The sequence below is a fragment of the Pseudomonas sp. GR 6-02 genome, from assembly GCF_001655615.1.
Lineage (GTDB): Bacteria > Pseudomonadota > Gammaproteobacteria > Pseudomonadales > Pseudomonadaceae > Aquipseudomonas.
Map to the genome: position 1 here is coordinate 2,098,880 of NZ_CP011567.1, position 13,563 is coordinate 2,112,442.

A 13,563-nucleotide genomic window follows, 5' to 3' on the forward strand; every position below is an offset into this window, starting at 1 on the left:
CAATAAAAAATCAGGGCCCTGTCATGAAAAGAATATTTGGCAAACTCTACGTACAAGTGCTCATCGCGGTCATCCTCGGTGCCATTGTCGGGGTGTTCATTCCCGAGACTGGAGCTGCGCTCAAACCCTTGGGTGACGCGTTCATCAAACTGATCAAAATGCTGCTTGCCCCGGTGATTTTCCTCACGGTGGTGACGGGCATTGCGCGCATGGAGAACATGAAAGAGTTGGGGCGTGTCGGCTTCCGGGCGCTGCTCTATTTCGAAGTGGTCTCCACACTGGCGCTGGTGGTCGGCCTGGTCGTGGTCGATGTGTTCAAACCCGGCGCAGGCATGAACATCGATGTCGCCTCGCTGGATACGTCCAGTCTGGCGACCTACACCACGGCGGTGAAACATGCGTCGTTCATGGACTTTGTGATGAACATCATCCCCGACACCATCGTGGATGCCTTCGCCAAAGGCAACGTCCTGCAAATCCTGCTGTTCTCCATTCTGCTGGGTGTTGCCCTGGCGCATGTCGGGCCGCGCGCAAAAGTGTTCGTCGACACGCTGGATAGCCTGATGCAAGGGATGTTTCGCATCGTCAACATGGTCATGCGTCTGGCCCCCATCGGTGCCTTCGGGGCGATTGCCTTTACCATCGGCAAGTACGGCTTCGGTTCGCTGTTCTCCCTCGGCAAACTGATGGCGTGCGTGTACCTGACCTGCGCGGTGTTCGTGATCTTCGTGCTCGGGCCGATCTGCCGTTACAGCGGTTTCAGCCTGTGGAAATTTCTGAAGTTCATCAAGGAAGAACTGTTCACCGTACTGGGCACCAGCTCTTCGGAATCGGTGCTGCCGCAGATGATTTCCAAGATGGAAAAGGCCGGCGTTTCCAAACCCGTCGCCGGGATGATCATTCCCTCGGGCTTGACCTTCAACCCGGACGGCCAGGCGATCTACTACACCATCGCCGCGATCTTCATTGCCCAGGCGACCAACACGCCGCTGACCCTCATGGACCAGTTGATCGTGCTGGCGGTGCTGATGTTCACCTCCAAAGGCTCGGCGGGGGTGACCGGTTCGGGGTTCATCATCCTGGCGGCGACGCTGTCCTCCCTCGGCACCATTCCGGTGGCGGGCATGGTGCTGTTGCTGGGCGTCGATCGGTTCATGTCGGAAGCACGCGCGATCACCAACACCATCGGCAACGGCGTCGGCACCATGGCCATTGCCAAATGGGTCGGCGCGTTGGATACGGTGAAGATGAACAAGGCGCTGAACGGGGAGGGCGCGGAGGCAAAGCCCGAGATGGCTCAGGCGGACACTGTTGCTGTTGCGGCATCGACGCCAACCAGCGCGATGGCCTCATCGCGAGCAGGCGCGCTCCCACAAGGGGTGTATGTCGAGTCCAAGTAGCCGGGACCATGCAGCTCAAAAAATGTGGGAGCGGGCTTGATCAGAGGGGCGGTTGGGCAACCAGGCCTTCTTCCCCTCGACCGGTGCAACCGTGCCTTTGGCCTCGCGGAAACATTCGCTCCTGATCGAGGCGGTGTAAAAAACTGCGTCAAGGTGCAGCGTTCGGACGAACATAGTAATTGTCGAACTCGCCGCTTTCGACGAATTGGAAGCCATGACGGATGTAAAACCGATTCGAAGCGCTCTCTTTGAGCGCGCCCACCCTGACAGGGAGCGCGGCGGCATCCGCTTCTTTGAAAATCTGTTCGAGGACAGCAGAACCTACACCTGTTCCCTGAGCATTCGGTCGCACATACAAGTGGTCAAGTAGCAGTTCGTTCAGCTGAGGCTTGACCACAATAAAACCGACTCGCTCACCGGCCAGCTCAATGTGACGCGTGTTGCGACAATCAAAACCGTTGATAAAACGCTCACGTGCACGTATCGGATCAAATCGCCCAATCCGTTCAAGACTTTCGCGCATGGCCTCAATTCGAATGGCCACAAGATTGTCCAGGTCGGCGGGGTGAGCCGGAACCAACATTACTGGAGGACTTTCAACAGGTATGACGGACATCGTTTGCACTCTAATCATCACGGGGAGCCAGCGCCAGTACGATGGATTTCATTCTGGCCCTTCTGCAGCGGCGCTAATGGAGCAAAGAGAGTTATAGATTAGCTTCAAGGCTTCGATGTGGGCGCCAGTCATGATGAAATAGCCACCCGCTTTTGCTGTCAGCCGCACCTGATTTGGAGCCGAACATGAAAAACGCCGTCGTACTCACCTTGGCCTTGATGCTCAACATGGGGTTGTTCAGTACGCAAGCAGCAGCGGCTGGCGATGCCGAGGCGGGCGAGAAACTGTTCAAGCGAGTCTGTGGCGGCTGCCACCAGGTAGGGAGTTCGGCGCGAGGTTTTTTTGGTCCGCAACTCAATGCGATTTTCGGGCGCCCTGCGGGCAGCACGGCGGACTACCAGTACTCAGACGCGATGAAATCATCAGGCGTCGTCTGGACCCGCGAAACTCTCACCGCCTACATCGAAGCGCCAAAAACAGTGGTCCCCGGCACCCGCATGATTTTCTGGGGCCTCAGCGATCCGGAAAAGATCGAAAACCTGTTGGCCTATCTGCAGACGTTTCAGCCGCAATGATCGGAGCCTTATCGATCCGCTTTTTTCAGTGCTGAGTGATATCAATGGGCCACTTCATCCGTTAGAGTATGCGCCGCCCGAGAGATGGATCCCGGGTATTTCTAATGGAGTGACACAGTGAATTACCTCAGCAAAGCGGTTGCCGTAGCCCTGTTTGGCCTGGTTCTGGCGGGTTGCACCGGCACCCCGATGAAGACCCAGCAATACGACAGCAGCCAGTACACCGTTGTCGGCCACAGTGAAGCGACCGCCACTGGCCTGCTGCTGTTCGGCGTCATCCCGATCCAGCAGAACAACCGCTTCATCCGCGCTCAGGATGCGGCGATCAAAGCCAAGGGCGGCGATGCCATGATCAACACCCAAGTGCAGGAAAACTGGTTCTGGGCTTGGGTCCTGACCGGCTACACCACCAAAATCTCCGGTGATGTGGTCAAGCTGAAAACCGTTCAGTAAGTGCAGTGCGCCTTCAGTCATTTCAGCTGCGGCGCACTCCTTGTAGCAGCTGCCGAGCTCGCGAGGCTGCGTTCGGCTGCGAAGCAGTCGTGAATCCGACTGACGCGGTCTGCCTGATGCACCGCAAGTTCTGATCTTACGACTGCTGTGCAGCCGAACGCAGCCTCGCGAGCTCGGCAGCTGCTACAGATCGCATTACGGCTTAGGACATCGACCGGGGTGAGGCACTCCAGATGCCATCACCCGGCTCATTGATCGAACCTCACGCCCACGCTTTTCCGAGTTCCTCCAGACCGGCGTTTTGCAGGTCCTGCGGGTTCATGACCACACGGAATTTGCAGTTGGCCTGGAAGTTGAGGAAGAAGGGTTCCGCATACCCGGGTATTTCGGAGGGATCCACGATATCGATCAAAAAAATCCCATTTCGCATGCCATCTTGCTCAGTGAAATAAGTCGCCTCGGGCTTAATGGTGTCCAGGATACGGTTCATGATTTCGCCGACCTTCCCCGACCTGACAAACGCGTTGAAAGGCTCATGGGGAAACTCGACCATCAGTAGCATTTTCATTATTTGATACTCAGTTTGAAGTGGCGCACTCCTTACCCGGATCCTTACTCCTGGTTTTGATGCCGCAAGCCGTGCCCGCGGTGTGTGTGGTTAAGAATAGCGAAGGGTGAGAGGGCGTCGGGGCGGGGTTACGGACGGTCGTTGTTGATGATTCAGTGCGGGCGCTAATTCGCTGAAACCCGCATCTATGCTGCTTCGGGCGAACATCGATGCAGTCGGGTACTAAAAAAAGGAATGAAAAAACCCGGCTGATGAGGCCGGGTTCTTTGGTCGAGTGTTGCGGTAAAGCCACTCATTCATGCTGCACGGTTTTCGATCAGACGATCCGAACCACCTTCAGCGACGCGGTTTTCGATCAGACGATCCGAACCACCTTCAGCGACGCGGTTTTCGATCAGACGATCCGAACCACCTTCAGCGACGCGATTCTCGATCAGACGATCCGAACCACCTTCAGCGACGCGGTTTTCGATCAGACGATCCGAGCCGCCTTCAGCGACGCGATTCTCGATCAGACGATCCGAACCACCTTCAGCGACGCGGTTTTCGATCAGACGATCCGAGCCGCCTTCAGCGACGCGATTCTCGATCAGACGATCCGAACCACCTTCAGCGACGCGGCTTTCAATCAGGCGATCCGAGCCGCCTTCAGCGACGACCGGGTGAGCAGGGGAAGCGGCGAAAGCGTTTACTGCAAAAACCGAGAAAGCGATGCTGAGAAGGGTTTGGCGTTTCATGATGGTGTGCTCCGGGGTGTTATTGGTTGGGTATGGAGCGGATGTTACGCCGGGGATTTTTTATGAGAACTTCATTGACGTGATGGTGACTATCGACGTCAACAATGGTTGAAACGTGGTGGACAACCCCAGCCAATCTGGCGGTGCTGGGAGTGATGCTCTATGCCGCGACAGCCAGGCTGACAACGGCGGTCAGCGGTGTAAAGAACCACTTACTTCAGCGTGAATGTTGCTTTGAGCGGCATGACTACCTTGCGCAAGTTGTCTTTGAGGGTGATTTCCAGCGTCCAGACGCCTACGGGATCGTCAGGCTCACCGATGAAACCGATCACGGGGGCGGCGAGATACATGTTGTTCGGATCCCCTTTAAGACGCCCTTGAAAACAAACGGCATCTCGCTGATTGATCGATTCTGTACCGTTCGGCCTTGTGGCTTTCAAATCGCACGTGATGTTGGCTTCGTGATTGGCATTGAGCTTCGGGTTTGCAAAAAACGTAAGCGCGAAGATCCTTTCACCTCGGCTGACTATTTGGGCTTCGGTAAATACTGGAGTGGTTTCGGCCGGCGTATTCCACTTTTTCTCCCAGTCGGGATCGGAAGTGATTAACAGCGAGCCACCAAACTCTCCGATGGTTCGTCTTGATTCAGTGTCCGGGATTGGATTGCCGTTTGAATCCTTCCAGTAGCCGGCCTGTGCACTTGTCCATGAAAGAGAAATCACGATGAAAGCGGTGAGCAATCGACGGTTCATGAACGACTCACTCTCAATAGACGATGGAAATGGCGTAATGCCTATGTGAAATGCCTTGCTCCGCTTGAGTGTAGCGGCAGAAAACGCGCTTACACGAACAGGTCATAGGACAGTTTGCCGATCAGGATCAGCAGCAACACCAGGAACAGCACCCGGACAAAGGGCACGCCTTTATGAACCGCCAGCCAGGTGCCGGTCAGCGCGCCGAGGATGTTGAATGCGGCCATGGGGATGGCGATCAGGTAGAGCACGTTACCGGTTGGAATGAAGAACATCAGCGCCGCTACGTTGGTGGCGATGTTCACCAACTTGGCCGACGCCGAGGCATGCAGGAAGTCGAAGGCGAAGCAGCGGATGAACAGGAAGATCAGGAAGCTGCCAGTGCCGGGCCCGAACAGTCCGTCGTAGAAACCGATGGCGCCGCCGATGACGATCGCCAGCAGTTTTTCCTTGGTGCCGATGTGCATGGGCTTGTGCAGGGCGCCGAAGTCCTTTTTCCAGAAGGTGTAGATCGCCATCAGCACGATCAACACCAGCACCGCTGGCCGGATCACCGACTGGGGCACGAACGACACCGTGGCCGCTCCGAAGAAGGACATGACAAACGCCGCACTGGCGGCGGGGATCACCAGACTCCAGTTGATCACCACCTTGCGCACGAAGGATCGGGCCGCGAATGCAGTGCCGCAGGCTGCCGCAACTTTGTTGGTCCCCAGCAGCGCCGCCGGTTGTGCCGTGGGCAGCACGTTGAACAGCGCGGGAATCTGGATCAGTCCACCGCCGCCCACCGCCGCATCGATCAGGCCGGCAGAGAAGGCGAATACGCAAAGGATGACAATATCGATCATGGAATCAGGCTCTGACGGTGAAAGGTGGGTGAGAGTCCGGGGTTGAACGGAAGGTTAACCAAAGCGCTTTTTTTGTGTTGCAATGCCACGTTGTGAAAAGTGCAACGAGGTGGCGCATGGCATTGGATATGTTGGGGGAACTTGAAGCCTTCGCGACGGTGGCTCGCAAGCGCAGCTTCGTCGCGGCAGCACGAACTCTGGGGCGCTCTCCCAGCGCGCTGACCCGTGCAGTTCAGGCCTTGGAGGAAAGTGTCGGAGTCAAGTTGTTCAATCGCTCCTCCAATGCCGTGAGCTTGACCGAGGCGGGTGAGCGCTTGTTGCCTCACGCTTACAAAATGCTGGATCTGCAACGTGAGGCGGATGAAGACCTGGCCGGCATCAGTGGCCAGGCCTACGGCTGGGTCCGCTTTTCCGCCCCCGAGTTTCTCGGGCACGGGGTATTGCCCCGGCTGATCGCGCAGTACGCCGAGCGTTATCCGGACGTGAACGTCGATGGGATTTTCACCGATGAAACCATCGACCCGGCCAAGAGCAAACTGGACTTCTCGATTCGCGGCGGGTATCCGCAATCCAGTGACCTGATCGGCTTTCCACTCTGGAGTTATTCACGTTATCTGTACGCCAGCCCCGAGTACCTGGAGCGGCACGGGATGCCCGACTCCATCGAGGCGCTGGAGGCGCACTCGCTGATCCTGCACACGGCGCCGCGGATTCTCAAGGAGTGGAATTTTCGTAGTGAGACGCAGGCCATCAGCGTTCGGGCTCATCCCAAATTTCGCTTCAACTCCGGTTCGGCGGTGTTCCAGGCGGCCCTGGCAGGCCTCGGTATTGCCCGCCTGGCGGACTGGCTGGCAGAGCCCGAAGTGCAAGCGGGGCGCCTGCTGCGGGTCTGTCCCGAGTACAAACTCACCTCCAGCAGTGGTGAGAGCCCGCAGATGCACGCGGTGTACCCGGCCGGGAATCTGCCGCTGCGGGTGAAGTCGTTGCTGGAGATGATCCGTGGTTTTGGTGAAGGTCTTGATCGAAAGCATGCAGTAACGCTCCAGGGTGGCTGATGCATCACCAATCGCGGACACAAAAAACGGGCGCCCCTTCAGGTGCCCGTTTTTATTTGCTCCATCACTTGCGCGCGCAAGCGCCAAACGACCGGTTCTAACGCTTGATCAGGGAAATCTTGGTGCCTTCGATGCTGACCCCAGCCATTAACCCTTGCTGGTCGAAAATGAACGCGTAGGCATCGCCCTTCAGCGTCGTGCTGGACAGATTTTTCGCCACCCCCGCATCAACCAATACAACAGTGGGGCCTACGCCGATTTCCCAACCCTTGGTTTTACGGACATAGTCCACGGCTTTGTCGGTCATCAGGAAAACCGCATAGGCATACGACTGTGCACCTGCCTGTAGCCCCCAGGACCCGGTTACGGTGTTGTAGTAATTCTCTACTTTCTTGTTCTTCAACAATACGCCTTCGCCGTAGCTGCCGCCGAATACAAGGCCCGCCTTGACGATATTCGGGAAGACAAGAATCGCTTTGGCATTGTGCGAAATGGATTCGGCCAGTGGTGTGGACTTGTAAAGAGTTTGCAACGCTTGTTGAGAGTCGGCATTCAGATCCTCAGCGGTTGCCGCACCTGCGGTGTTCAGGAAACTTGCCGATACCAGTGAAGCTGTCGCAAGGACGATCGATAAGAAGAACCGCATTGACTGAGTCATGTCAGGTACTCCAATACGGGAGCATTGGATGTCAGCAGCAGCCAGCACTTGCCCCGGCAGAATCCGGGCCTGCTGAAATTATCCGGCGCACCCTAAAGTGGTGTGAGCTACTGGCTTCGCCCTTGAATGAAGCAGGCCAGAGGCCTGTGATCAGTGGCAATGTCATCACTTGTTTCGACATCTGTGTGTTGGCCGGGTTCGAAAAAAACAGAACGGGCGCCTGACAAGGCGCTGGCATCATTCAAGTACTGACAAACCGAGTACACACCTTGCCAGCAGGGTGAAATGATTTGAATCCAATGCGCTCCTTGTAGAGAATCGCCGTCTTTGCCTCGAAAGGATGCGTGGGATGAAGTTCGAAGGGACTTTCCAATACATGGGCACTCACGGGATCGTCTTCAACGTCTCGCAGATCACCCTTACCGACAGCGAACGCGGACGCCTGCGCGAGCTGCATTTTTCACTGCCGCCACCAAGGCCGTGGCCCCCTCTTACGTGGCAATACCTGTAGGCGCCGGTGTGCGCACGTATGCCAATGAAATCCTACCCACCTACCATGCGGGCGACGTACTGGTCAGCATCGAGGCGCTGGTCAACGGCGGTATCGGCCCGCAACGCACCCTTTCGACATTGATCATCAAGACCTGACTGGAGACGTACATGTCCGTAATTACTCAATTGGTCATTGCCTTGGTGTTGTCCTTTCTGCTTGATCAATTCCTCAAACCGTATCTGCTACGCAAGTGGCTAGGAGTGGTGTTGGTGGCGGCGGGTGCGGTTGGCTGCGTTGTGGCAGGTCAGATCCGCTTGTTGGGGTTTGATCTGGGGTTGCTGTCGGTTTTTGCCGTGGCGATAGGGATGGGATTGTTCATGAAGCGGCGGCGGTTTGAGCAGATTGGTTAAAGGTCAGGTGTCTGGTGGCGGCTGATGCATCACGATTTGCGGGCACAAAAAAACGGGCGCCAGTCAGGCGCCCGTTTTCATTTACTCCGCTGCTTGCGCCCGCAAGCGTCTACCAATCACATCCATCAAATCACAGCCGTCGCGCAGGGGAATGGCCAGCAGTTTGGCAAAATCCGACAGCACCACCGTGTCGCAACCGATCTCGGCTCGGAAGGCGATGTTTTCCAGCACCTGCGTGACCGTGCGGATGCGGTAGTCGGCCATGGCTTGCAGGACGTCGAGTGGGGCTTGGGTGTCGATGAGCAGGGAGGCCGGGATCAGGTCGATTCCGGTGAGGGGCATGTATCTATCCACAGGTGAAACTCCGAATCAGATTTAAAGGGACTGATCCGATCTGCAGGTCGCCAAACCTGGTCGCTTTGTAGGTGACGGGGTGAAGATAGTTTTTTCCGCACCAGTGGGATAGTAGTGATTTCCGAGGTTGGTGTAGGACCTGTATGTAAAGCAGGTGTGATTACTTTTGTCGGAAGCGTTGAATCCAAGAGGAGCACCGTCTATTTCATGACTCACAGACTACAAGGTAAAGCGAAAGTTAGTTACCTTGCCTAAGCTAGCAAGGAACAAAAGGGTGAAGGTGTGGCCTCGTCTGGCGTACGCCACGCAAAGGAAGCGATGAATATTTTCTTTATGCTCCAGCCGCTGTTCGACATGCTGAAGTGGCTGATGCCATTGTTGGTCATGCTCATCATCATCAAGACGCCTTGGTTCAAGGGTTGGTTTGGTGAGCTGCTGGTGCGGACATTCGCCCACTATGGGTTGGATGGCCAGGTCTACCGACGGTTGCACAACGTCACACTGGATACACCCGACGGCACTACCCAGATCGATCATGTGTTCCTGTCGCCCTTTGGCATTTTCGTGCTGGAGACCAAAAACATGCGTGGCTGGATCTTCGGAGGTGAGCGCCAGGCCCAGTGGACACAGCAGATCTTTCGGCATCGCTCCAGGTTCCAGAACCCGCTGCGACAGAATTACAAACACTTGAAGGCGCTAGAAGCGCTGCTCAACGTTCCGCCCGAGCACATCCATTCTGTAATCGCCTTCGTCGGTGGCAGCAGTTTCAAAACCGTCATGCCGGACAATGTCACCCAAGGCATCAGCTGCATCCGCTACATCAAGTCCTTTCAGCAGCCTGTGTTTAACGACGCGCAGGTGAGTGCAATGGTGACGGCGCTTGAGAGCGGGAGGAGGGACAGTTCTCTCGCTACCCACCACGAGCATGTACAACACCTGAAACAGCGAAACGACCCTTTAGCAAAACGCCGTTGTCCGCGTTGTGGAAGCGATTTTGTCATTCGTATTCGTAAGACAGGCGATAGAGCAGGAGAGCGGTTCTGGGGCTGCAGTGCCTACCCCAAATGTCGAGCGAAACAGGATTTGGATTAGTCCGCCAGGCACTTCGCCCTGTGGAGCCGCTACTGTTCAGGAAACGCTGGCAGCCTCGGGCTTCATTGAAGTTAGTAGGGCTTTTTCTTTAGAGGGCGCGCGCAATTCTCTACTGATTACAGTCAATGAACTTGCTACAACATCGTGGATTTCGTCTTTAAATGTGATGGTCCAGTGCTGAGAATCTGGCCAGGGTTTTGTTAGAGGGGAGTTTTCCATAAGATGAAACTTATAGGATTCAAGCCCGGCTGAAAAATACTGATGCTTCCAGATTGATTCATCGGTGAGCGGTTGCACACGGTACTCGATGAGGCCGGTAAGGCAGATCACGGAAAATACATCATCTTCGTGTGCTTCAAAGCAGATGTATAGGTCTGAACCTGAGTAATAGACCGCCGGATGCGCCCACGTTGGAAACACTGGGACATCGGACAAGACAAGGGCTTTGACTTCGTACATGGTGGTACCTGACGCGTAAATTAACGGGTGGCAATACGGACACTGTTGAACGGCCAAGTTAATGACAAACCCTAAAATCGTGACGGTGGCTCATGTCCGGCCTTGATATGGGAAAAGACCTGATCTGGATCTGCCTGGCACCAATATCTGAACAGTAGCCGAGGTTCCGTAGCTCTGAAATATTGATCTACGATGCTCTCATAAGGCACGGATAATTTAGGTTCTGGCCATTGCTGCGCTAAAACACCTATTGGTTTGCCAGACGAACAAATAATCCAGGTAGCCTTGCCTCCAGTGATATCAGGGAGGTAGCCCATATCCTGTATCACTTCGAATAAGGCGCGTAGCGTTGCTGCTGGATTGAGTTTGATCGACGTCACGTGACTTTCCAGATCATCCCCCGCATGCACGCTATCTCGATCAATGGCAACTACCAACATGAATGGTCCTCTTTAGCGCTGTGTTGTCACTAGATTGACCAGCCTAAGGACATCAGCGGTTACCTGTCTACTGTCCGCTTTCGGTTGTATCCATTGTCGAAAGCAGCCATTACTCATGCACCTCAAATCCGCCAAAATAGAAGCGCGTTGTTCCCAGTTCCGTAGCGTAGAATTTCCAAGATGCCAGCCCCCACCCGAGACGGACCCTCAATGCAAACCCCAGCCAAACCCCAACACCCCCTCTGGCAAACCTACCTCCTGTTCCTCGCCCCCATGGTCCTCTCCAACTTCCTCCAGGCCATGTCCGGCACCGTCAACAGCATCTACATTGGCCAATTGCTCGGCACCCAGGCGTTAGCGGCGGTATCGGGCATGTTCCCCGTGGTGTTCTTCTTCATCGCCCTGGTTATCGGCCTCGGTGCGGGCGCTGGGGTGTTGATCGGCCAGGCCTGGGGCGCCCGTGAGCCGCATCTGGTGAAGGCCATCGCCGGTTCGACGTTGCTGTTGGGGGCGATGATAGGGTTGGTGGCGGCGGTGTTGGGCAGTGTGTTTGCCCGGCCGGCGTTGCAGGGGTTGGGCACTCCGGGGGATGTGCTGGACGATGCGGTGGCGTATGCCCATGTGATGATGTGGATTTTGCCGTCGCTGTTGGTGTTTGTGTTGTTCACGCAGTTACTGCGCGGGGTGAGCGATACGCTGTCGCCGTTGTTGGCGCTGGTGGTGTCGACGTGTGTCGGGCTGGCGCTGACGCCGGCGTTGATTCTCGGGTGGTTGGGGTTGCCGCCGATGGGGATTCAGAGTGCGGCGTGGGCGGGGTTGGCGGGTAACCTGTCGGCGATGGGGTGGCTGGCGTGGCGGTTGATTCGCAAGGGGCATCCGTTGGCGCCGGATCGGGAGATGTTTGCGGCGATGCGGCTCGACAGGGTCATCCTCGGCAAGGTGTTGCGCATCGGGCTGCCGACCGGGTTGCAGATGGTGGTGCTGTCGTTGTCGGAGCTGGTGATTCTGGCGCTGGTGAACCAGCACGGGTCCCAGGCGACGGCGGCGTACGGGGCGGTGACGCAGATCGTCAACTACGTGCAGTTCCCGGCGCTGTCGATTGCGATCACGGCGTCGATCCTTGGCGCGCAGGCGATCGGGGCAGGGCGCCTTGAGCGCATGGGGGAGATTTTGCGCACCGGGTTGTTGATCAACGTGTGCCTGACCGGCGGCCTGGTGCTGTTGGGTTATCTGCTGTCGCACTGGTTGCTGGGGTTGTTTCTTACGGATGATTCCACCCGGGCAATGGCCGAGCACTTGTTGCACATCATGCTCTGGAGCCTGTTGGTATTTGGTTTTCAGGCGATTGTCGGCGGCATCATGCGCGCCAGCGGCACGGTATTGGTGCCGGTAGCGGTGTCGATCGTTTGCGTGGTCGGGGTGCAGTTGCCGGTGGCGTATCTGCTGGATACGCGCTTCGGGCTGCCAGGGGTGTGGATGGCGTTTCCGGTGGCGTATCTGGGCATGCTGATGCTGCAGACGCTGTACTACAAAATGGTCTGGCAGCATCAGAAGATCGAGCGGTTGGTCTAGGGGGCGTTCTCCATTAGTTTCCCGGCCCTTCGGGTTGTGCCTTAAAGCGGGCCAGCCTGCGTTGCAGGCCTTGGAAAGGGAACAACCATTCCCAGCTGCCTGCGCCTTGCCTGGCTCGCTTTAAGGCGACAACGCGGCGGGGAAACTAATGGAGAACGCCCTCTAGGCCCTCGACGGCCCCTCAACTATTGCTCTTGAGCCAGGTTTCGAAGCGCGTCGGCCCGACGATGGGGTGCTCTCCCGGCGTCAGCGAGTGGTCATCGATCGGCGCGCCGAAGTAGGGGACCGTGTCGTCCGGTTGGGCCTGGCGCGGGTCGTTGGTGTGTTGCAAAAACAAGCGCACGAACTCCACCAGCGGCCAGCGCTCAGGCCCGGCCACTTCCAGGGTGTTATTGCTCGGCGCTTGCACCGCGACTTTCGCCAGCGCCATCGCGACATCGGTTGCGGCAATCGGCTGCAACGCGGCGGAGGTCAAGCGCACGGTGTCGCCTTCCTGTACGCCCGAGTGGGAAATGGCCCCGATGAATTCGAAGAACTGCGTGGCCCGCAGGATTGTGTAAGGAATGCCTGAGTTCTTGATGAGTTGTTCCTGGGCCATTTTTGCCCGGAAATAGCCGCTGTCGAGCATGCGCTCGGTGCCTACCACCGACAGCGCGACATGGTGTTTGACCCCGGCGGCCTTCTCGGCGGCGAGCAGGTTGCGCCCGGAGGTTTCGAAGAACTCGAGCACGGCAGCATCTTCGAAGGAGGGCGAGTTGGCCACGTCGACCACCACATCGGCGCCTTGCAAGGCGTTTTGCAAGCCCTCGCCGGTGAGGGCGTTGACGCCGGTGCTCGGTGATGCGGCCAGGGTTTCATGCCCCAGGTCTTGCAGGTATTTGCAGAGCTGCCTGCCGATCAGCCCGGTACCGCCAATCACGACGATTTTCATGACGAGTCTCCCGATGCGTGCGCAGTGGGGGGCGAGGTGTCAGCCCCGCTTGGACGTCGTATTTCTGGTCGGAGTGGGGGGGCTGGCTTGGAATCCTGCAACCATTAAAGACCCGGAATCGGCTTAATGGCGCAAGGGGCGGGAAGTTGT

Annotated in this window: 19 protein-coding genes; 9 read left to right on the forward strand and 10 right to left on the reverse strand. The window is 56.9% G+C overall.

Annotated elements, in window-relative coordinates; all coding sequences use genetic code 11:
- Positions 1–23 precede the first annotated feature (23 nt).
- The gene (locus PGR6_RS09245) at positions 24–1,400 is read left to right on the forward strand and encodes a dicarboxylate/amino acid:cation symporter (RefSeq protein WP_064616888.1); all 1,377 of its coding nucleotides are present in this window, start codon (positions 24–26) and stop codon (positions 1,398–1,400) included.
- A 148-nt stretch (positions 1,401–1,548) separates the two neighbouring features.
- On the opposite strand, the gene PGR6_RS09250 is transcribed toward PGR6_RS09245, so the two are convergent.
- Entirely contained in the window at positions 1,549–2,016 is a 468-nt protein-coding gene (locus tag PGR6_RS09250; protein WP_064621220.1) for a GNAT family N-acetyltransferase, read from the reverse strand.
- A gap of 185 nt (positions 2,017–2,201) precedes the next feature.
- Between PGR6_RS09250 and PGR6_RS09255 the strand changes: the two genes are divergently transcribed.
- Positions 2,202–2,591, forward strand: a complete 390-nt coding sequence (locus tag PGR6_RS09255) for a c-type cytochrome (RefSeq protein WP_064616889.1) — start codon at positions 2,202–2,204, stop codon at positions 2,589–2,591.
- Positions 2,592–2,708: 117 nt separating this feature from the next.
- Entirely contained in the window at positions 2,709–3,044 is a 336-nt protein-coding gene (locus PGR6_RS09260; RefSeq protein WP_018928235.1) for a hypothetical protein, read from the forward strand.
- Between the two features lie 262 nt (positions 3,045–3,306).
- Here the strand turns inward: PGR6_RS09260 and PGR6_RS09265 are convergent, their stop codons facing one another.
- From PGR6_RS09265 to PGR6_RS09280, 4 genes are all read right to left on the reverse strand, one after another.
- Entirely contained in the window at positions 3,307–3,612 is a 306-nt protein-coding gene (locus PGR6_RS09265; protein ID WP_018928234.1) for a hypothetical protein, read from the reverse strand.
- Positions 3,613–3,908: 296 nt separating this feature from the next.
- Complete coding sequence (locus PGR6_RS09270) at positions 3,909–4,349, reverse strand: hypothetical protein (RefSeq protein ID WP_064616890.1); 441 nt, start codon at positions 4,347–4,349, stop codon at positions 3,909–3,911.
- A 212-nt stretch (positions 4,350–4,561) separates the two neighbouring features.
- Positions 4,562–5,101 carry a hypothetical protein gene (locus PGR6_RS09275; RefSeq protein ID WP_064616891.1) on the reverse strand — a complete coding sequence of 180 codons (540 nt, stop codon included), beginning with the start codon at positions 5,099–5,101 and terminating at the stop codon, positions 4,562–4,564.
- Between the two features lie 89 nt (positions 5,102–5,190).
- The gene (locus tag PGR6_RS09280; RefSeq protein WP_064616892.1) at positions 5,191–5,949 is read right to left on the reverse strand and encodes a sulfite exporter TauE/SafE family protein; all 759 of its coding nucleotides are present in this window, start codon (positions 5,947–5,949) and stop codon (positions 5,191–5,193) included.
- Between the two features lie 116 nt (positions 5,950–6,065).
- Here PGR6_RS09280 and PGR6_RS09285 point away from each other — a divergent pair, with 116 nt between their 5' ends.
- The gene (locus PGR6_RS09285) at positions 6,066–7,004 is read left to right on the forward strand and encodes a LysR family transcriptional regulator (RefSeq protein WP_064616893.1); all 939 of its coding nucleotides are present in this window, start codon (positions 6,066–6,068) and stop codon (positions 7,002–7,004) included.
- Positions 7,005–7,101: 97 nt separating this feature from the next.
- Here PGR6_RS09285 and PGR6_RS09290 read toward each other — a convergent pair whose 3' ends face one another.
- Positions 7,102–7,662 carry a YSC84-related protein gene (locus PGR6_RS09290; protein ID WP_018928229.1) on the reverse strand — a complete coding sequence of 187 codons (561 nt, stop codon included), beginning with the start codon at positions 7,660–7,662 and terminating at the stop codon, positions 7,102–7,104.
- 349 nt (positions 7,663–8,011) lie between these two features.
- Between PGR6_RS09290 and PGR6_RS30335 the strand changes: the two genes are divergently transcribed.
- The 3 genes from PGR6_RS30335 to PGR6_RS09300 are packed head-to-tail and all read left to right on the forward strand — an operon-like array spanning position 8,012 to position 8,565.
- Positions 8,012–8,173, forward strand: coding sequence for a hypothetical protein (locus tag PGR6_RS30335; protein WP_237229592.1), 162 nt, complete (start codon positions 8,012–8,014; stop codon positions 8,171–8,173).
- The gene (locus PGR6_RS30340) at positions 8,158–8,310 is read left to right on the forward strand and encodes a hypothetical protein (RefSeq protein ID WP_237229594.1); all 153 of its coding nucleotides are present in this window, start codon (positions 8,158–8,160) and stop codon (positions 8,308–8,310) included. Before PGR6_RS30335 ends, PGR6_RS30340 begins: the two co-directional genes overlap by 16 nt.
- Positions 8,311–8,322: 12 nt before the next feature.
- Complete coding sequence (locus PGR6_RS09300) at positions 8,323–8,565, forward strand: hypothetical protein (protein ID WP_064616894.1); 243 nt, start codon at positions 8,323–8,325, stop codon at positions 8,563–8,565.
- Between the two features lie 81 nt (positions 8,566–8,646).
- Here PGR6_RS09300 and PGR6_RS09305 read toward each other — a convergent pair whose 3' ends face one another.
- The gene (locus tag PGR6_RS09305; RefSeq protein WP_007935387.1) at positions 8,647–8,919 is read right to left on the reverse strand and encodes a hypothetical protein; all 273 of its coding nucleotides are present in this window, start codon (positions 8,917–8,919) and stop codon (positions 8,647–8,649) included.
- Positions 8,920–9,237: 318 nt separating this feature from the next.
- Here PGR6_RS09305 and PGR6_RS09310 point away from each other — a divergent pair, with 318 nt between their 5' ends.
- A complete protein-coding gene (locus tag PGR6_RS09310) occupies positions 9,238–10,011 on the forward strand; it encodes a nuclease-related domain-containing protein (RefSeq protein WP_064616896.1) in 774 nt (257 codons plus the stop codon).
- A gap of 36 nt (positions 10,012–10,047) precedes the next feature.
- Here PGR6_RS09310 and PGR6_RS09315 read toward each other — a convergent pair whose 3' ends face one another.
- Both PGR6_RS09315 and PGR6_RS29225 read right to left on the reverse strand, forming a co-directional pair.
- Positions 10,048–10,470, reverse strand: a complete 423-nt coding sequence (locus PGR6_RS09315; RefSeq protein ID WP_064616897.1) for a hypothetical protein — start codon at positions 10,468–10,470, stop codon at positions 10,048–10,050.
- A gap of 71 nt (positions 10,471–10,541) precedes the next feature.
- Positions 10,542–10,910 carry a hypothetical protein gene (locus PGR6_RS29225; protein WP_082920835.1) on the reverse strand — a complete coding sequence of 123 codons (369 nt, stop codon included), beginning with the start codon at positions 10,908–10,910 and terminating at the stop codon, positions 10,542–10,544.
- 210 nt (positions 10,911–11,120) lie between these two features.
- On the opposite strand from PGR6_RS29225, the gene PGR6_RS09320 reads away from it, so the two are divergent.
- A complete protein-coding gene (locus PGR6_RS09320; protein ID WP_064616898.1) occupies positions 11,121–12,482 on the forward strand; it encodes an MATE family efflux transporter in 1,362 nt (453 codons plus the stop codon).
- A gap of 181 nt (positions 12,483–12,663) precedes the next feature.
- On the opposite strand, the gene PGR6_RS09325 is transcribed toward PGR6_RS09320, so the two are convergent.
- On the reverse strand, positions 12,664–13,413 hold the full coding sequence (locus PGR6_RS09325; protein WP_064616899.1) for an SDR family oxidoreductase: 750 nt from the start codon (positions 13,411–13,413) through the stop codon (positions 12,664–12,666).
- Positions 13,414–13,563 lie beyond the last annotated feature (150 nt).